We start from the raw sequence: 20,048 nt of genomic DNA, 5'->3' as shown, positions 1-20,048 counted from the left end.
TCAGTCAGATTACTTGCTCTAGTTTTGGGGAGCCCCCACAAGAGCCTGAAGTCGATCAAGCTCTTGATTCAGCTTTATCAGTTCTTCTGGAATAGGGATATCTTGCGTCATATTTTGTTCGGCGAACTCTTTTAAGTCTTCATGAACCAAAGGCAGTTCGGGTGCATCTAGGTGTTGGATACCATGAGAAAGTGTTTGTTGAAGTTCGATAACTGGTGTTGGGAAATTTGCATCCTCACTCAATACTTTTACCTCAGTTTCTTTTTGAGGAGTTCCCTCTATTGAGTCGATATCCAAAGGTGTCTTAATAGGATCGAAATCGCCCTGAAAATAAAAGAAATAAGCTCCAGCGAAACTGATCAAGAATACTAGAAGCGTCACTATTGTTTTCATAAGAGTATTGTTCTAAGTGGTGTCTTTCAGTTTATTAAGATGAGATACGATTTAAAGGGATGCATCAGAATCATAAAATCAAACGCGACCCTGAGAGGGATTCAAAACTGTGCAACTTTATATATTTTGGGGGTTAGTGACATCTACATGATTTTATAAATGCGAGTGACTTCATTATTAAACGCCAAATCAACTTAAAAAGAGCTGACATTGAAAGGGTAATCTTGTATCGAAGAGGACTTAAGAAAACCACAAATTAACATTAAAAATCAAAATGTTACATATTAACACATCCATTAAGTGCTAGGTTTTATAAAAGAAGTCTCAAAAACTGACACTTTAATCACAAATCGACTGTCGATGTCTTTTTATACGAAAATACGCATCGCTAGGTATATGATTAAAATGGAATTTTATATGAGAATATTTAAACGTAGTGCCCTTGCTAGCTTGCTGGGGCTGTGTTCATTTGCGTCTTTCGCGACGGTAATGCCCTCTCCTCAAGTTCATCAGATCACCCTTCCTGATGGGAGCTCGATGGATGTAAGGTTGAAGGGGACGAAAGAATTTCACTGGTATGAATCGTCCGGTGGTCATGCTTTAATTCAGCAAGACAGTAAATGGCACTTTGCTCAGCTCAATCAAACAAGTGATAAGCTTGTCTCGGCGGGCGAAATATTCTCTTCTACAGCAACACCACCTACCGTATCCATCATCGAACCCGCTACCGCGTTTAAAATGCAGGTGAAAGCTCAAAAAGCAGCTGTACCTCAAAGCGGCAACTTAAGCACTATGCAATCAAATTATGCTGAATCAATACCTCAAAAGGTTCAGCGCAACCAAGCTGCAAACGGCATAGTTGAACAATCATTGCTTGTGGTTCAAGTTTCTTTCGCTGATGTCGCCATGACTCACGACTTTACCGATCTAGTGTTTTCAACAACGCAGCAAAGCGTGAAAGATTACTTTCGCAAAAACTCTTCGGATAATTACGAGGTGGTTCCAGCTAATGAGATAGATGGCACTGTGAATGATGGTGTGATCGATATTACTCTTGCTCAAGATCACCCAAGTTGTATCAATCAATGTTGGGATGCGTTTGCACCCGTCTTTGAAGAAATTTACAGTAAACTCGATCCACTGGTCAATTTCGCGGATTTTGACAAAGATCTAGACGGAAAAATCACCCCTTCCGAACTTTCAGTCATGTTTGTGTTTGCAGGGTACGACCGAACTGGCGGACCAGAAAACCCAGCTATTTGGCCACATAAGTGGAACCATAGCCCAATTACAGTGGATAACGTGCAAATCAATTCGTATTGCTTGTTTGCCGATTATCAAGGTGACCATCAGTCGACGTTAGGGGTGATTGTTCATGAGCTTGGACACTTAATGCTTGCGTTACCTGATTTGTACCCAGATAAAAACAACCCAGATAAAGGCTCTATTGGGTATTGGGGGGTAATGAGTGGCGGCTCTTGGGCGATGAAGCCTGGCGACCAATATCCTGGTCAAACACCTTCGAACATGTTGGCATGGACGAAAAAAGCCGCAGGGTTTGTCGAACCAAGAGTTTTGAACTCGTCTGGTCAGCAGGAAATACAAACAACGAACGACTCCGCTGTTATTTACGTTGACCCTTACCTAAAAGAAAAAGGCAGCCGCGTCTACCTAGAAAACAGACAAGCCCAAGATTACGATGCGGGTATTCCTGGTGAAGGCTTGCTTGTTACATCAGTTAATATCAATAACGAAGCGCGTAAAGTTGGACCAATGCAGGTTCAGATTTTGCAGGCTGATGGGCTCGATGAACTCGGTGTTGGCTCGAGAGCAGATAACGGTGACGTCTTCCCTGGTAGCAAAAACAAACGTAGCTTGTCGGATACCACAACTCCATCTCTATCCAGTTTTGTCGGGATAAACTCTGACATTGCGTTTACTAGCATCTCAAGCAATTCAAATAGAGCAAGTTTTGACTTGCGCATGGTCGACGAGCCAAACAAATACGCTTGGGCAACCTCTTTCCAGCGCGCTTACTTGCAGCTTTCTTATACTGGTGTTAATTATGCAGCCTTTGCCATTAATCCACGAGACTCGTTAAGTGTTTTGGATGGCCTGCATATCTATACTCGACCTACGGGTATTCAAGACACTCAATATAAACTCTGGTTATTCCCCTACCAACCTGCTGACAATGTTCTCTCAGTTACTCCAGAAGAAGGTCAACTTCTGTCCCAAGGATACATTCCTGAGAGCAATAGAATTATGCTAGAAAACAGCGTTTCACTACCCGTTGGGAAAAGCACACTACTATTGGAACTCACCGACGGTTTCGTAGAAATCGAACGGAAATTCTTCGAAACCTATATTAATTACAGCGAAGTGGAGTCTTGGTGGTCAAGTGACGCACTCTTTAAAGATAATCACCAACTCTTCGCTATGAACCCAATGTTTCAGTTTAGCTTTGGCGCACTGTTGCGCTCCGACACAAGCTCGGTGCTCACAGCGACAAACGATGCGTTCTCTGTAGACGAGGATACAGGGGTGGCTTACTACTTGCGAGAAAACGACGTTGTTGATTTCTCTCAGCAAATAGAGGGGGTTGAAATTGTCACACCTCCGACTCACGGATACGCTTATACTCAATCAACTGTTGCTAACTACATACCAAACACCAACTTCCATGGTAACGACTCATTTACCTATCGATTGAAGACAACGGAAGGGTTGACGTCAAACATTGCCACTGTTGATGTCACAGTAAACCCGGTAAATGACGTGCCTACGGCGGTTATTTCAGCTCGTTCAGCTATCATCTCTGCAGGTCAATCTATCACAATATCTGGTACTGAAAGTTCCGACGTTGAAACATCAAATCTAAAATACCTTTGGAGTACGTCCGAAGATTATCTATTATTTGGTGAACACTCTTCTCAACTAACAGTTCGTATACCGCATTTAAGTGAAAGTAAAAGATTAGATGTGACGCTTACCGTTACCGATGAAGCAGGGGCTCAATCGACGGATACGGTTACTTTTAACATTCAAGCAAGTAATAAAGTTCCGGTGACTCAAGACGATGCTGTTACCGTTACATTCGGCGATAAAGTCGTTATTAAACCACTTGATAACGACACCGATGCCGATGGCGATACGCTAAGCTTAACGGTTACATCACTTCCTAAACGAGGCAGTACGTCAATTCAAGGTAATGAGATCACGTATACGGCATCTGGTACTTCTGGCGCAGCGCAATGGGTGGAAACGTTCACCTATAAAGCGTCTGATGGCAAAGGCGGGTCCGCAACGGGTGAGATTACTGTGACTGTACAACCCAAAGTTACAATTACGACTACTCCTCCATCCACCTCGTCATCTGGTGGTTCTGTGAGTTTATTTGGCATGTTGGCTCTATTGGTGATGGGTGCCTCTAGAACAGTACGTACACGTCGCAAAGATTAACAGACGCGTTTGTACGTGATTGATACCTAACGGAGCCTGATTTCAGGTAATAAAAAGCCCCATCCTTGGAAGAGGTTGGGGCTTTTATCGTTTATACGCTTGAATGTTGTGAATAATAAGTCGATGCAAATAAAACAAGGGCGCAATCGGTGATGGATAGAGACTAAATCACAATGGCAACATCCGAAGCATTCACTATGCGGTTTCTCCCTAGATCTTTCGCTTGATACAGAGCTTTATCGGCTTTGGAATACATAGAGTCGAAGTCGAACTTGGATGGCAAAACCGACTCAGTTAAATAACCGATTGAAACCGTTAATACGGATGAGCTGTCGTTTTTCGCATGTGGGATGCCGTCTGTCTCAATGCATTTTCGAATTTTCTCGGCTATTTTGCGTGTTTTGCTCTCGGTAGTGTCCGAAAGCAGCAAGGCAAACTCTTCACCGCCAATACGACAAAACGTCTCGTCATTGCTGTCACAAAAATTACTTAGGATGTTCCCAAGTCGAATAAGGGCAATATCCCCTTCCAAATGCCCGTACTCCTGATTAAACAAGCCAAAATGATCAATATCGAGCAATATTAAACCGATATTTTGTGGTGAGCCGGATTTGTGAGTGGCAATATCGTCCATGTGTTTACTCAATTGCCGTCGGTTCCCAAGACGTGTGAGTGGGTCTATGCTCGACAGGGCTTCAAGCTGCTGGTTTGCAAGTTCTAGCTCTAGAGTTCGGTTTCGCACTTGCTGCTCTAGATTTTCGTTCAACGTTCGAATGGCTTCTTGCGCTCGAGTGCGTTGCAAAACTTCAGCGAGGTTAGAGGCAAACAACAACATCATTTCTTGAAGTTGGCTTGTCATGGGTTTGCGGGTTAGCAGATTATCGGCAGCAAGAAACGCAATGGGTCCTTCTGAGCTGCTTTTTAGCATGGTCATGGCTGTCCAACCAAAACCGACAATTCGCTTATCGTGGTAAATGGGGACAGATTCTTCAAGTGAAAGCGCATTAGGCTTGTTGATTGCCGTCGAGACTAGGGGTCTGTCGCGCTGCATTTTGGTTTCGTAGTAGCTTTCATCCACTACATTTCCTTGGATGTCGGTTCCCCATGTACCCCGAAGATGAGTAAGCTCTGGGTCGGTCAAAAAAACCGCCATCCGATCAATCCCAAGGTTGTTGATGGCAAAGTCTACTGCAGATTTACACACCTCATTTACGGTAGTGCATCGAGATAACGCCACCATACTGGAGTGAAGTAACCGAATATTCTGTTCTTGTTTCTTACGAATGTAGATCTGAGAAAGCAGAGAACCAAAGGACTTCAGCATCTCTTTTTGATAGGCGGTAATGGGTTCGCGATGAATATAGTTGTCAATTGCTATCCAGCCAACCGGCTCATTTTCATCTCTTAATATGAGCATCCCATTCCACCCCTGCCCGACCACACTTCCCGTCGTATAAAGTGGTGCATTTTCCATTATCACCAACGACGTTTCATGGTTGTGTAAGGCCTCGATATAGTCATCTTCAAGCTGATGGAGATCGTATACAGATTGGTGCTCTTCTTGCGTTTCGCCTTGCTCGGTGGTGCCATAAGTGCTGGTAAAACAGCGCTTTTTCATATCAAGAAGCATAAACACACTGCGATCAAACCCCAAGCGGTCTCGAATGGCTTCAACAGCCCCTTTATATAAGTCGTCCAGAGAGGCGGGGTTGGAAAGCTCTAACGCGACTTGCTGCACCAATTTCATCTTTTGGATGAAGGTTTCACGCTGGCGAATCTCGTCTAGGTATTTTGCTTCACGCATGTCACGGTTCTTAAATTCCAGTGATGCGTTTCGCTCTGCTCTTAAACACTGCCAACGAGCGGCAGTAATGTTCAAAATATCTAAAAATTCTTTGGTGGTATTGGTTTGGTATTTTTCTGGGTCGACCGCTTCAACAAACAGGTAAGTGCGCCACTCGGGATGATTATCAAACATCATCAAGAAACACTCTCCATTCAGTGTTTCTTTGTAATTCCACGAGCACGTATTAATTTCTAAAGGTATTAAGCCATCGGATGTATCAAATTGAGCTGCCCATGCCCAAAACGTAGACGGAAAGCTTGAAGGGGCAACAAACTCTCCTTTTGAAAACCCAGGTTTGGGGTGATGGTCGGTAGAAGGAGCTTGAACAAAATACATCGCATGGGGAGAGAAATGTTCGGATAGAAAATTGAATAGTTCTTCTGCGATCACTTTATGATCGCGAGCTGAAGAGACAACTCTCAATAATGCGTGTTTATCCAAAATGTCACCCAGCTAGCCGTATTTTATTATGTTTATACCCAACGTTAACTAGAGGGCAATTCTTATGCAATACAGCGGACAGCGACATGTTACTAAATCCACGTTTTTCGGTCGATGAATTGAATAATTCGCGATTCAAAGCAAATTTTTGGCACAACATCACAGCCAGTGTTACATCACAGAATTACACCACTTGTATGTGCAGATTAATGACAGTTATAAAACAGAGATGAATTAGTGTTAATTATATAAATATGAGCTGGCTGGATAATACCTTGTTTGTCGTTATTTCTAGATATATACCCAAGTAACCTCAAGATGAATCCTGCATCTTGAGGTTACTTGGGTATAAGTGCTTACATCGCAATTGCAATACATAGAGCACCAATAAACTCAGCGTCCCCACCAACAAAAATGCGCCAAGTAGTTCTTTAGACGTAATCATTGATGCAACGACACCACCAAACACTCCTGTAATCAACATTTGTAGCGATCCAGACAATGCCGTGACAGTACCTGCTTTATCTTTTTGAGGCTCTAGTAGCATTCGGCTGATGACCGGGAACATCAACCCTTGAGCAATCGCCAACCCAGTTAACGCCCCCACTAAATGAAAGACACTCACAGGTGCAAAATACATCCATAAAGCCGCGCCCAATGCCATCACCAAGCCTGTTCCTAGCAAGGACTTGGGTTCTAATCGTCGGTTAAGCATGTTTTGCAATACACTACCAATCATCAACCCAAAAGATGGCACAATCATAATGACACCATAATGCGCCGCGCTGATTGATAATTGCTCTTGCACTAAGTAAGGCATAACCGATAACGACATCATGATCATTAAGAAGTTAACCCACCCGTAAGTCGTGGTTGCTAGGACTTGTGGGGTTTTAATGAGTTCTGCGTACGATTTAAACGCCGTATACAGCTGGGGCATTTTGGGAGGGTAAGGCAGTGTCTCTGGCAATATCAAAAGCCCCGTTATGTATATAAACGCGACGTAGATAAAAACAAATATGAAGACCGAATCCCAACCAAACTGCCACGTTAACCACCCACCTAAGACCGGTGACACCATTGGCATAACGGACGCCATTATGGAGACATAAGAAAGTGCTTTGGCGAGTCGATTACCGCTGTAGCAGTCTCTGAGAATGCTGTTTGCAATCACTGCTGTACTGCCTGCTCCAAGCCCTTGTAACAAACGTCCAAATACAATCCAGCTTAAATCGTGCTGCAAGAACACGCAGATCACCGTGCCTACAAGATATAAACCCTGACCAAATATAAAAATAGGACGTCTTCCCAATGAGTCAGCCACAGGGCCATACACCAATTGCGCCGCACCAAGACCAACCATATAGATCGTCACCAACCATTGGATATCGAGTGGCGAATCTGCAAATTGCTGGCTCATCTCTGGCAGTGCTGGCAAGTAGATACTGACACCAACCTGACCTGTTGCGATCACCATCATCGCAAGCATAAGTGGGAGTTTACTGAACGTCTCTTGTCTCATTATATTTTGATTACTCGCTTTGATTTTGGATACCCGCACTGGTTTTAGATATTCGTATAAACGTCGCGCGAGTTACCCTCGTTAAATAACTCTCGGTGGACTGACCTAAATAGATGCTTCTTGCTGGATAGATCTAAGTGAATCGCTCTAGGCGAATAGATCTGGACAATTTAAAAGTATCCAAAGGCAATTTTTTATCCAATTAGGGATCGGAGGTGAAAACATAAACAGTTTACTTTGTTATCAATGAATGATAATCAGGTATCTAGGAAAGTGATTACGTCCTATCAGGAATTAATATGGATGAGCTATGGACTGGATGCAATGTGTAAAAAGCTACATAAGAGTCGTCGAAGAAGGCAGTTTTAATGGTGCTGCGAGGCGTTTAAATACCACCAGCTCAGCCATTAGTAAGCGCGTACTATGGCTTGAAGACCGTGTTGGTGCACAACTGCTCAAGCGCACCACGCGATCCATCAGTTTAACGGAAGCAGGAGCGCTATTTTTTGAACGCTCGGTGTCCCAAATGGAACAATGGCAATCCATTGTTGATGAAACCCGTTCCGTTACACAGGCTCCGGTTGGCCGTTTAAAAATTGGGGCAACCGTTGCAGTAGGGTCGCGATTTATTGTTCGATATTTGGATGACTTTCTCACCAAGTACCCAGACATCAAAGTACAACTGACCACAACTGTACCCGGTCAGTTACCCGAACTGGATCTCGATGTATATATAAGCCGAGAGCTTGAGCAAATGAACTCACTCAGCTTCATTGCCACCCCATTATTTGAATATCCATTTGAGTTCTTTGCCTCTCCCCATTACTTGGAGCAATTTGGCACGCCAGAACATGTCGAGGATTTAAAAGACCACAATATGCTGATCTGGGGAGAGCAATTGGAGCGAGAGTTTTTCTTTGAGAATAAGAAGAAAGTCACCTTCAAGGGTAATTTCGCCACAACCAATCCTGAAGCCTTATACCACGCCGTGAAAGTGGGTATGGGGATCCTAATTTCCAGTAAAATGATGATTCGCGATATGCTGGATTCTGGTGAAGTAGTGCAAGTGCTGCCTGGTCTAAAAACAGAAACCACCACTATATATGCGTACTACCCAAAACTCGATTACGAACACACTCGCACGCAGCTTTTTATTCAGCACCTAAAGCAAAGACTCGAACAGGAGAAAGGGCACTAACGGTTATCAGAAAGCAGCGAAGTATCAGAAAGTGGCTAATTAACAGAAAGACTGATCGTTGTTAGCAAACTGGTCACTATTCATAACCCAATCGCTTGAGTTTTCGATATAACGTTTGTCGGCTGATACCGAGTTTTTTCGCCGTCCGACTCACGTTCTCACCTTGCTCGGCATACACACTCAAGAGCTTGGCATCGGCAAGCTCGCTCAGTGTTCCTTCTGGATTAGAATGCGCGTCTGTTTTGATCGAGTTATGCGCGTTAACGATATGTTCAGGCAAATGGGACACCCGCAACTCAGCTGCTTCCTCTGAAAGCAAGGTTGCGACTTTCAACACATTGTCTAACTCACGTAAATTACCCGGCCAAGAATAACCGTCCAAAAACGCCAGTAACTCAGCAGACAATACTTGCTCACCTTCAGAATAGTTTTGGTGAATACGCTGTATTAATTCGGTTCTGTCTTGTCTGTTTCGCAATGGTGGAATATTGAGGATGAGCCCATTCAACCGATAGTAAAGATCTTGTCGAAATTCACCTTTCGAAATCATGGCAGGTAAGTCTTTGTGAGTGGCAGCTACAATTCGAACATCGACAGGTACGGCTTTTGTCGCACCAACGGGCATCACTTCACTGTCCTGTAAAACGTGTAAAAGCCGACACTGAGCACCCAGTGACATGTCCGCAATTTCATCTAAAAACAGTATGCCCCTGTCAGCCGCTCTCACCTTGCCCATCGCCCCTTTGGGGTTTGATCCGGTAAACGCACCAGCTTCATATCCAAATAACTCGGATTCGATTAATTCATTGGGTATCGCACCGCAATTCACAGCCACCAACGGTTGATGGGATCGGAAGCTGTGTTGATGAAGCGCCTTAACCAATTCACCTTTACCTGTCCCCGTTTCACCGTGGATAAGAAGACTGATGTCTTTATCTATGAGCTTACTCGCCTGTTGCCAAACCTTTGCCATGGCATCGTCGCCAAAGTGCAAATGAAAGCCTGGTTTCTTTTGGCTAGTAGCGCTATTTACACTAAATGATTTAAGGCTAGACGCAGAAGGCTTTGAATCGACGACTTGAGACCCGAATGCCTTGAAAGGTACGGCATTAGGTGTGATGCTCTCCGTGCGAAAAACCATAGGGTTCACATCATCTGAGAACGCCTCACTATTTAACAAACGTTCCAGCGGTAACCCGACGATCTCATCAGATTGCAGCATGCGGCTTGCAAACTGATTGTGAGCAATCACTTTCCCGCTATCGTCTGCGATAACAACACCTTGCCAACCCGTATTCAATAAAGATTCACTCATCGCAAACTCTAGCCGGATACGGGAATCTTGCATATTGTTCAGCAACCAATTCTCAGCCAATTGCCCCATATTACGCAGTAAAACCTGAGTATCTTGCCCGTGTACGGCTTGTTCACTGGTGATATCCAGCACCCCAAGTACCTCACCAGCCCCTGATAAAATAGGGGTTGCCGTACAGCTAATAAAACGATGCTGGCGTATAAAGTGCTCGCCACCAATCACAGAAATGGTTCGGTTTTCAGTAATGGCTGTACCAATGGCGTTCGTGCCTTTTAGGCGCTCCTGCCAACAGACTCCCAATTCCAGCGCAATGTTGTGTAGCCTGTCTTGAAAACTCATTTGCCCCCAAGACCCGACAATCACGCCTTCTTGGTCGGTCAAAATTAGGCGGCTATCCGTGCCCTGAAACACTTGCTGAAATAATGGATACGCGACTGCCTCAACCGCATTGATTAACTGCCTAGCACGGTATTTTTTATCTGATAACTGCGCACCATCCAATCGGATATGCTGAGGTTTTTTGGTTGTAACAAGACCAGCAGATTCACTTCGCTTCCATGATTCCACCAACCAGTTTGAACTAGGAATATTTTTTAAAGAGTCGAGCATGACAACTGCTCCATATTGAGACAGACCCTGTGTTCCAAAGTGTGACAATTCAGCAATACGTCGGGAGGGAACCTTTATTTGCTGCTTGCCCACGCCTAAATGTTAACCACTTAACAATCATAACGTTACATTTCATTAACAACAAACTTTTCTAGATTGGCGTAAAGCTTGCGATTGAAAGACCAAGATACGTTCGTCTTGTATCAACTTAATGCTGAGTTAAACCCAATAAAAAGGAATAGAACAATGATCTACGCTCAACCCGGAAAAGAAGGATCGGTGGTCCAATTTAAAGCACAGTACGACAACTACATCGGTGGAAAGTGGATCAAACCCACTCAGAACGAATACTTCGATAATATTTCCCCAGTAAACGGGAAGCCCTACTGTCAGGTCGCACGCTCAACCGCTGAAGACATAGAATTAGCGTTAGATGCTGCGCACCAAGTCCGCGCGCAGTGGGCAAATACGAGTGTGACGGAACGATCCAATATTTTGCTGAAGATTGCCGATCGTATTGAAGAAAACCTAGAAGCATTAGCCGTCGCAGAAACATGGGAAAATGGCAAACCCGTGCGGGAAACTTTAAATGCTGACTTACCTTTAGTCGTCGACCACTTCCGCTACTTTGCAGGGTGCATTCGTGCGCAAGAAGGAACGTCAGCTGAGTTAGATAAAGACACCGCAAGTTACCACTTTCCAGAACCTATTGGTGTGGTAGGGCAAATTATTCCGTGGAACTTTCCTATGCTCATGGCTGCTTGGAAGTTGGCACCTGCAATGGCCGCTGGTTGTTGTGTTGTGCTTAAACCCGCCGAGCAAACACCCACATCAATATTGCTTTTAATGGAAGTGATTGGCGATTTGATTCCACCAGGTGTGATCAACGTAGTAAACGGGTTTGGATCAGAGGCAGGTCAAGCCCTCGCCACCAGCAACCGTATCGCCAAACTGGCGTTCACTGGTTCAACCGAAGTCGGAAATCACATTCTCAAATGCGCGGCAGATAACTTGATTCCTTCAACCGTCGAATTAGGCGGAAAGTCGCCAAACATCTATTTTTCTGATGTATTTGATTACGAAGACGAATATTTAGACAAATGCGTTGAAGGCATGTTGCTCGCTTTCTTCAACCAAGGAGAAGTGTGTACCTGCCCATCCCGTGTACTGATTCACGAATCCATTTACGACAAGTTCATCGAAAAAGCCACAAAACGCGCCAAAACGATTAAGCAAGGAAACCCCCTTGATACCGACACCCAAGTGGGCGCTCAAGCATCACTCGAGCAGTTTGAAAAAATCTTAAAGTACATGGAGATAGGAAAGCAAGAAGGGGCAGAAGTCCTAATTGGCGGTAAGAGTTTATCCCAAGATGGTGACTTAGAAAGCGGATACTACATCACGCCCACTATGCTGAAAGGCAACAATAAAATGCGCGTGTTCCAAGAAGAGATTTTTGGTCCCGTCATCGCCATCACGACCTTCAAAGACGAAGAAGAAGCACTGGCCATCGCTAATGACACCGAATACGGGCTAGGTGCCGGAGTTTGGACGCGTGACACCAACTTGGCCTATCGAATGGGGAGAAACATTGAAGCAGGTCGTATCTGGATTAACTGCTATCACGCGTACCCTGCTCACGCAGCGTTTGGCGGTTACAAAAAGTCGGGCATTGGTCGGGAAACCCACAAAATGATGCTCGATCATTATCAAAACACAAAAAACATGCTGGTGAGCTACAGCGTAAATCCACTTGGCTTTTTCTAGAACCTTTCCTTCTACTCATAGCGGTCATTTATGACCGCTATTTCATAATATTCTCAATAAAGAGTCAGATCGGGATTTTTTTTACTCGTGCCACTTTTTCCATCTTATACTTCTGTTCTATAAGAATTTTATATTCACATTTTATAAAATAACGTGCGGTTTGCATGTTCATGTCAGATGAATAAGTAATCACGTCAATGCTGGGTTTTGACAGATCATGGAAAGAATGGACTTCAATGATACAACCATCAGTATGAGTGACATCAATACCATACTCTTACTCGATGGAAATGAGCTTTTAGAGCAAACATGTATGTTGCTCCACAAAAAGCTAAACTCGTTTTGTACTTGTGTCGTCGAATTGAACGAACTCAATCGCGTTGCCTCAACCTTGGCGTATGTTCAAGAAGGCGATCTCATGGGCGATTTAGAGTACGACATTAAAAACACGCCTTGTGAACAAGCAACGAAAGCCGACAAAGAATTCTGTTTCTACCCTGAAAAAGCGTACAACCACTTCCCTCAGGATCCTTTTCTAGTCGATCTCCAGCTTGAATCTTATTTAGGTTACCCATTAAAAAACCAACAAGGAAAAACGCTGGGCATTCTCATATCCACATTTAAAACTCCAGTCGGCGACCCTCAACCCATCATTCATTACCATAAACTGTTCTCTAAAATAATTATTCACCAATTGCGTGCTAAGTGGCTGGTTGAACAAACCGATACTTTGCTTAACCAGCTAAGCGAGCAAACCAAACGAGACAACCTCACCAAACTCTATAATCGTTTTTCTTTGTCGCATCATTTGAAACATTTAATGGCCAATGGAGGTGATACTTCTAGCCTCGTTCTCATTGACATTAACGGGTTTAAAGAAATCAACGATTTATACGGTACACATATTGCTGATAGAGTTTTATTGCATACAACTCAATCTATTCAACGCTGTTTTGATCAGGTCGACACCCTATTTCGCATTGGCGGAGACGAATTCGCTGTGATATGCAACAGTGAAAGCGTGGAAGAATTCGCCCGATCGCTCATTGATGTACTCAATGCTGGATTCTGCTACGAAGCGTTTGTTCTCAACTTCTCGATCAGCATTGGTATCGTCAGTTTTGAAGATGCCGAAAATGGTGACGACTTGCTGCTGAAGGCCAATCTCGCTTTGAAGTTATGTAAACAAAGCCAGAAATGCGATCTTCAGTTTTACGATAGCCACCTAAGTGCCATGCACCTTCGACGCTCGCAAGTGATTGAAGCTCTGACACACGATCTAAGTTCAACCGTTGAAAACAGCGCACTCAGCGTCGCCTTACAACCTATCGTATTATTAAATGGAGAAGCGTGGCGCAAGTTTGAAGTGCTAGCCCGCTGGAACGACCCTAAGCTAGGCATTATTGCCCCCGATGAGTTCATCGAAGCCGCAGAGCATACAGGCATGATCAGTAAATTAGGGGAAAGAGTTTTCGAGCTTGCCTGCGAAGCCAAAGTCTTTCTTGAAAAAGCATTGGGGTACTCTATCGAACTCAGTGTGAACTGCTCAGCAAAGGAACTCGCGCAACCCAAGCAGTACCTCTCCCAGCTGTCTAAAAATTTAGAGCGCTATCATTTTAGTGCCCATGAATTCACCATTGAACTTACCGAGACCGTGCTCATGACTCAATCCGGTGATATTCGTTTGGCAATGAAAGGATTACATGAACAAGGCTTTAGGATTGCTTTGGATGACTTTGGAACGGGCTATTCCAGTTTGAACTACATTCACCGATACGATATTGACTGTATAAAAATTGACAAAACATTTGTACAAAACATGCTCACCAACTTAAAGTCAGAGCGAATCGTCAAGTTGATTGTTGAACTGGCCAAACAGCTACAAGTGAATATCATTGCCGAAGGCGTCGAAACCGAATCAGAATTGAAGAAATTAGTAGAAATGGGGTGTTCATCGATACAAGGTTACCTTTTCTCCTGCCCTCTATCGCCACCACAATTATTGCAAAAGATTGAATACTTAAAACCCCGAAGCTGAATCAGTTCGGGGTCTTATTAGGCTCGATTTTCACCACCTATACTGGGAATCATTTCACCGAGCGTTCTCTGGTCGAAACCAAGCAATTGTCCTGACCAAATGAGTTTGGCACATACTTGTCTGCGTTCGCATCGTTCACCCAATTTGATTCATTCACAAGATACCGAAACTCAAATTCTTGGTCTTTCGGTAAACGTGTTTTGAATTTGAAGATCTTATCTTTTTTATTGCGCTTCATAGGTGCCGCTTTCCAATCAAGAAAATCCGCGACTATCGCTACAGAGCTGGCTTCTTTTTCATCCAGCTCAAACGTTACTTCAACCTCATTCTTAGTCTTAAAAAACTTTTTGTTAATCACAACCAACTCCATACTATTTCGTGTTTTCTAATTTTAATAACTCAACCAGTCTCATAACGCAAGGCAACATGCATTTTTTGTTGATGTTATAGATTTTCGTGGTATTGAGTCATTCGAATGAGAACTCGCTCAATTAACCATCAAGTTTGAGTGTAGATGGCGATCAAAAAACGGAAACAATGGGGCAAAATTTAACGCTCAGAAAATCGAATAAACCGCTTTTTCACCCATTAACTTGAAGTGGAATCAATTTGAATTTTGAAACAACATTGAGGACGCGTCAATGCAGTTAGATGGAGATCTTACGTAAAACCAATACGAGAAAAGACCACATTTTGTCGTAGCTGACGTTGACGAGATTCTTTGATATCAAAAGATTCAACCAGTTACACAAACCTGATCCGAATAGGTTTGAAAATGGATGCAATTTCACATAAAACCAAACGTTCATCGATCGCAAAAAAATAGTTTACTGAGTAAATACCTTTTACTTCGAACCTTGATATGCTTAAGATGTTGCAATAGATCATATGAATAAGTCGAGGGCCAACAAAGTGGCAGACAATAAAAAACCTAAACCTTACGAAACTACTGCTGGAATTAGCTGGATCGCAACGCGACAAATGCAAAACCGAATTCAATTAGAAATCCAAAAGCTCTATAAAGAAATCAATGTAGAGCAGCTTCTTGTACTAATGGAGCTGGATTATGAAGATGGTCTTCGCCCAAGCGTGTTAGCAGAAAGATTGCAGCGCAGTAAAGGCACAATGACCAGCTTAATCCGCCACGCAGAAAAAAATGAATACATCGCCTCGACTCCAGATCCAACGCATAAAAACGCGAAAAAGATCTTCCTTACGTTAAAAGGCAAAAAAGTTCACGACGAACTTTCAAAAATCATCAACAACGAGCTGCAAGAAGCCGTTGCCCATGTAAGTGAAGAACACCAGCAGATCATTCATGAAGCAATGAAAGGCATGGTCATGCGCTACAACCCAAGTATTTTCGAATACTAAGCCGTTTATAGCGACTTTAAATGAATTAGCGTGCTTGAGAGTGATTAAAATTGCAGTGATGCCATAAAGCACTGGTATACAAACACTGGTATACAAAGCACTAGAGCAACAATGCCAGCATTACGCTGGCATTTTGAATACGTAAAATTCATCTCGTAACGCTTGATTAATTAACGAGCTCAACCGCTTCACGCGTTAATTTCGCTAACTCATCCCACTTTCCTTCTTGAATCAGCTTTTTGTCTACCATCCAAGTTCCGCCACAAGCAATAACACGAGGTATCGCCAGATAGTCGTTGACGTTTTTCGTATTGATACCACCTGTCGGCATTAATTCAATGTCGGTATAAGGCGCAAGAAGAGATTTCACCATGTTGATGCCACCTGACGCTTCAGCAGGGAAAAACTTCAACGTTTTCAAACCCAATTCCAATGCCGCTTCAATCGCGCTTGGGTTGTTTACTCCAGGTACGATTTCAATGCCTTCTTCTTGGCACGCTTTTACCGTGTTTGGGTTAAGACCTGGTGAAACAATAAATGAAGCGCCAGCTGCTTTTGCGGCTTTTACTTGCTCGGCATTCAATACCGTACCCGCTCCGATCAACATGTCTGGTTGCGATTCTTTCAACAAGCGAATGGCTTCAACGGCAGCGTCTGAACGAAACGTAATTTCGGCTACTGGTAAGCCATTTTCTGCGAGCACTTTACCTAACTCGATAATGTCTTCAGCCTTGTCAATCGCAATGACAGGGACAACTTTTAACGCTTTTAACTGTTCACTAATGGTACTCACGATGTCTCCTTAATTCTTCTTGGGGTTCTCTTCCCTAATGACAATATTACCGTTCATCGGGTATAAAATTTGGGTATATCTTTTAGAGTCAGTGACCTAAAACTTCTAGTTTCAAGCCATTAACTTTAGTGACTAATTTGTGGCACTCTTGGGCACGATCGCGCCTTTATGCTGAATCACTTTTCCTGCAAGGATATTACCTTGCTTGCAACATTCAGCTAAGCACTCACCATTCAAGTAGGCAGCAAAGAAAGCACCGTTAAATGAGTCTCCTGCAGATGTGGTATCGACCACCTTCTCCACGGGGATAGTGGGTACTTCAATCGCGGATTGTTTATCGGAAAAATCCTGCACTAAACAGCCTTTTTCACCTAATCGCACCACGACAATACGCACACCGAGTGCTTCTAGCCTTTGGAACGTCTCTTCGGGTGTAGTATCTCCCCAAAGCGCTTGTTCGTCGTCGAAAGTGACCAGCGCAATATCTGTGGTTCTATAAACACTCAGGTAAGCCTGTTTTACGCTTTCTGTATCCTTCCAAAGTGCCGGGCGGAAGTTGCTGTCAAACGCGACTTCTGAACCTGCGTGACGGAGCTCCTTCAACCACTGGTACAATTTTGGTTTGTCATCATCAGGCAAAATGGCAAGGCTGATTCCACTTAGAAACGTTACATCAGCCCCCATCGACGCTTCTTTCAAATCTGAAAAATTAGGGTGCTGAAGAAGGTACCTCGCCGCAGACTCATTACGCCAATACAAGAAGGTTCGCTCACCTTCGCCATCCAATTGAATGAGATAAGCACCAGGGACTCGGTTGGCATCTTCTAACACCCAATCCGTATTGATCCCTTCATCTTGCCAACGCTTTTTCAACCCATAACTTAACGCATCGGAACCCAAAGCTGTTAGATAGGTAACATCCACTTTAGTGGAGTACTTTTCCTGATGGCGGCTGGCGTAAACCGCAGCATTAAGGGTGTCGCCTCCGTAGGTTTGCCACATTGCACCAAATGGTTCGCCATTCAGCTCAATCATGCATTCACCTATGATTGAAATTCGTTTCATTTCCATTCCAGAACAAGTTTTAAATAATTTTTAAACCGTCATTTCATTTTATTACCAAAAAGCATTCAAAAAAATACACAAACACTATTTCAAAGATCTATGTTTCGTTTTTGGTACGAAAAATGTCCTAAAATTTGATCCCGAGCACCATTAACCTCTCCTCCAGCGCATCGAATTTGCTTTAGAAATAACCCAATAACTTCAACTAATGATTTTACATAAAACCAACATCAAAATTATAATCGGAAATATTGTTTAAGATGAGTAGACGAATTCAATGTTTAATACACTAAAATCGATGATTATCTTACTGGTGGCAGTGAGTGGTTCTAGTACTGTACTCGCTAATGATCTTAAGGAAGGAATGGATTACAACGTTGCCGAGTATGGCATAAAGAAAGACAATAACGTACGAGTCTATTTCAGTTTTCGATGTGGTCATTGTGCAACTATGGATCCTATCTATGCCGAAGTATCGAGCCAACTCCCGTCAAATGTCAGCTTAACTAAAATCCCTGTATTTAGCTCAAATGACGAAACCGATACTTTGTTTACAAAGGGATTTGCAGTGGCGCAAATGCTTGGCCTTGGTACGCAATATACGCACCATTTATTTATTGCTCTTAGGGAAAACAAAGCGCCTCAGTGTGTAGATACACTGGCTGAATTTGTAGCAAAGAAATTAGACATAGAACCAGTTGAATTTAAAAAACAAATGATGTCACCCAAAGTACATACTCAACTTGCCGAATATGTGAACAATACAGAGCAAATGTCCATTAGAGCTGTTCCCACAGTTATCGTTGGAAACTACTTACAAGTTACGCCCAAAAGAGTCACATCTTTTAAAGGTTACAAAACACTTATTAGTAATGTCGTGAATATGAGTTTCGAGCACACCAGTTAATTTCTCGCTTTAAACCCGTTAGTTGGCGACAGCACAAGCCATTGGTATCCACAATAATTTTAGAAAGACACAAAAAAAGCCAGCAAACTGCTGGCTTATGGATGTGTATAGAATAGTAATTATGTGTTGCGACGTGCTTCCACTGCGTCAGCAAGTTGGCGTAACACTTTTTCTGTATCGTCCCAGCCAATGCATGCATCCGTGATAGATTGACCGTAGGTTGCCGCTTTGCCATCAACCAAATCTTGGCGACCTTCAACAAGGTGCGACTCAATCATGACACCAAACACCGCCTGTTCACCACCAGCAACTTGAGCGCAAACATCGTCGGCTACGTTCATTTGGCGCTGATATTGTTTAGAACTGTTCGCGTGGCTGAAATCAATCATCACTTTTTGAGGTAAGCCAGAAGCTGCTAACTCATCTTTAATTTTTGCAACGTGTTCTGCACTGTAGTTTGGCTCTTTACCGCCTCGTAGAATGATGTGGCAATCAGGGTTACCCGCTGTTTCCACAATGGCTGAATGACCGTACTTAGTCACCGATAAAAAGTGGTGGGATGCGCTTGCGCTTCGAATGGCGTCTGATGCAATCTTAATGTTGCCGTCTGTTCCGTTCTTAAACCCAACAGGACATGAAAGACCAGAAGACAGCTCACGGTGAACCTGAGATTCGGTTGTACGAGCACCAATCGCGCCCCAACTGATTAAATCCGCCACGTATTGCGGCGTGATCATGTCTAGGAATTCACTCGCCGTCGGCATACCCATATCCGTTAGATCCAACAGAAGCTTGCGACCGATACGCAATCCATCATTCAATTTGAACGTGTCATTTAGGTATGGGTCGTTGATCAAACCTTTCCAGCCAACCGTGGTACGCGGTTTTTCGAAATAAACACGCATGACAATTTCAAGATTGCCTTTAAGTTCATCACGCAGTGTTTTTAGGCGTTTGCCATATTCCAACGCTGCTTCGGTATCATGAATAGAACACGGACCAATGATCACTAATAGTCTGTCGTCTTTATCTTCTAAAATGTTGTGAATCGCCGTACGCGCTTCAAAAGTGGTTGAAGATGCAACTTCTGTGGTCGGATACTTCTCTAACACCGCTACGGGGGGCAGCAATTCTTTGACTTTATTAATTCGAACGTCGTCGGTTTGGTACATACTACATCTTCCTGTCTTTTTCTTATTTATACTGCAGAACGGCACAGCACACTTTGTTACATAATCCTTAATAGTGTTAACTTATCTGCTAAAAATACGAACTTCAACGATTAATTTCTCTCAAGCAAGATTTTTTATCACTTTTC

14 protein-coding genes are annotated in these 20,048 nt (G+C 43.4%); 6 read left to right on the top strand and 8 right to left on the bottom strand.

From position 1 onward, the window contains the following. Nucleotides 1-18: 18 nt before the first annotated feature. The gene (locus LDO37_RS18995; RefSeq protein ID WP_126609051.1) at nucleotides 19-393 is read right to left on the bottom strand and encodes a hypothetical protein; all 375 of its coding nucleotides are present in this window, start codon (nucleotides 391-393) and stop codon (nucleotides 19-21) included. A gap of 417 nt (nucleotides 394-810) precedes the next feature. On the opposite strand from LDO37_RS18995, the gene LDO37_RS18990 reads away from it, so the two are divergent. Continuing rightward, a complete protein-coding gene (locus tag LDO37_RS18990; protein WP_224055752.1) occupies nucleotides 811-3,855 on the top strand; it encodes a M6 family metalloprotease domain-containing protein in 3,045 nt (1,014 codons plus the stop codon). A gap of 163 nt (nucleotides 3,856-4,018) precedes the next feature. On the opposite strand, the gene LDO37_RS18985 is transcribed toward LDO37_RS18990, so the two are convergent. Continuing rightward, nucleotides 4,019-6,142 (bottom strand): sensor domain-containing diguanylate cyclase, encoded by a 2,124-nt coding sequence (locus tag LDO37_RS18985; protein ID WP_126609961.1) that lies wholly within the window; start codon nucleotides 6,140-6,142, stop codon nucleotides 4,019-4,021. Between the two features lie 313 nt (nucleotides 6,143-6,455). Then, the gene (locus LDO37_RS18980) at nucleotides 6,456-7,664 is read right to left on the bottom strand and encodes a multidrug effflux MFS transporter (RefSeq protein ID WP_126609960.1); all 1,209 of its coding nucleotides are present in this window, start codon (nucleotides 7,662-7,664) and stop codon (nucleotides 6,456-6,458) included. Between the two features lie 310 nt (nucleotides 7,665-7,974). On the opposite strand from LDO37_RS18980, the gene LDO37_RS18975 reads away from it, so the two are divergent. Beyond that, entirely contained in the window at nucleotides 7,975-8,862 is an 888-nt protein-coding gene (locus LDO37_RS18975) for a LysR family transcriptional regulator (RefSeq protein WP_126609959.1), read from the top strand. A 76-nt stretch (nucleotides 8,863-8,938) separates the two neighbouring features. Here the strand turns inward: LDO37_RS18975 and LDO37_RS18970 are convergent, their stop codons facing one another. Beyond that, nucleotides 8,939-10,786: a sigma-54-dependent Fis family transcriptional regulator gene (locus tag LDO37_RS18970; protein WP_126609958.1), complete on the bottom strand. Its 1,848-nt coding sequence runs from the start codon at nucleotides 10,784-10,786 to the stop codon at nucleotides 8,939-8,941. Nucleotides 10,787-11,032: 246 nt separating this feature from the next. On the opposite strand from LDO37_RS18970, the gene exaC reads away from it, so the two are divergent. Both exaC and LDO37_RS18960 read left to right on the top strand, forming a co-directional pair. After that, a complete protein-coding gene (gene exaC / locus LDO37_RS18965; protein WP_126609957.1) occupies nucleotides 11,033-12,553 on the top strand; it encodes an acetaldehyde dehydrogenase ExaC in 1,521 nt (506 codons plus the stop codon). A 226-nt stretch (nucleotides 12,554-12,779) separates the two neighbouring features. After that, nucleotides 12,780-14,591, top strand: coding sequence for a putative bifunctional diguanylate cyclase/phosphodiesterase (locus LDO37_RS18960; RefSeq protein WP_185829895.1), 1,812 nt, complete (start codon nucleotides 12,780-12,782; stop codon nucleotides 14,589-14,591). Between the two features lie 49 nt (nucleotides 14,592-14,640). On the opposite strand, the gene LDO37_RS18955 is transcribed toward LDO37_RS18960, so the two are convergent. Then, the gene (locus LDO37_RS18955; protein WP_101110611.1) at nucleotides 14,641-14,949 is read right to left on the bottom strand and encodes an isoamylase early set domain-containing protein; all 309 of its coding nucleotides are present in this window, start codon (nucleotides 14,947-14,949) and stop codon (nucleotides 14,641-14,643) included. Between the two features lie 530 nt (nucleotides 14,950-15,479). Between LDO37_RS18955 and LDO37_RS18950 the strand changes: the two genes are divergently transcribed. Further along, nucleotides 15,480-15,965 (top strand): MarR family winged helix-turn-helix transcriptional regulator, encoded by a 486-nt coding sequence (locus LDO37_RS18950; RefSeq protein ID WP_104398543.1) that lies wholly within the window; start codon nucleotides 15,480-15,482, stop codon nucleotides 15,963-15,965. Between the two features lie 166 nt (nucleotides 15,966-16,131). Here the strand turns inward: LDO37_RS18950 and LDO37_RS18945 are convergent, their stop codons facing one another. Next, nucleotides 16,132-16,758: a bifunctional 4-hydroxy-2-oxoglutarate aldolase/2-dehydro-3-deoxy-phosphogluconate aldolase gene (locus LDO37_RS18945; RefSeq protein ID WP_126609889.1), complete on the bottom strand. Its 627-nt coding sequence runs from the start codon at nucleotides 16,756-16,758 to the stop codon at nucleotides 16,132-16,134. Between the two features lie 132 nt (nucleotides 16,759-16,890). Then, nucleotides 16,891-17,823: a sugar kinase gene (locus tag LDO37_RS18940; protein ID WP_126609890.1), complete on the bottom strand. Its 933-nt coding sequence runs from the start codon at nucleotides 17,821-17,823 to the stop codon at nucleotides 16,891-16,893. A 277-nt stretch (nucleotides 17,824-18,100) separates the two neighbouring features. Here LDO37_RS18940 and LDO37_RS18935 point away from each other — a divergent pair, with 277 nt between their 5' ends. Next, nucleotides 18,101-18,730: a thioredoxin domain-containing protein gene (locus LDO37_RS18935; protein ID WP_126608462.1), complete on the top strand. Its 630-nt coding sequence runs from the start codon at nucleotides 18,101-18,103 to the stop codon at nucleotides 18,728-18,730. Nucleotides 18,731-18,849: 119 nt separating this feature from the next. Here LDO37_RS18935 and aroG read toward each other — a convergent pair whose 3' ends face one another. Further along, nucleotides 18,850-19,902, bottom strand: coding sequence for a 3-deoxy-7-phosphoheptulonate synthase AroG (aroG, locus tag LDO37_RS18930; protein WP_126608461.1), 1,053 nt, complete (start codon nucleotides 19,900-19,902; stop codon nucleotides 18,850-18,852). Nucleotides 19,903-20,048: the final 146 nt, after the last annotated feature.

It is taken from the genome of Vibrio penaeicida, assembly GCF_019977755.1.
In the GTDB taxonomy this organism is placed as follows: domain Bacteria; phylum Pseudomonadota; class Gammaproteobacteria; order Enterobacterales; family Vibrionaceae; genus Vibrio; species Vibrio penaeicida.
This window is presented reverse-complemented; position numbering and strand designations above follow the sequence as displayed.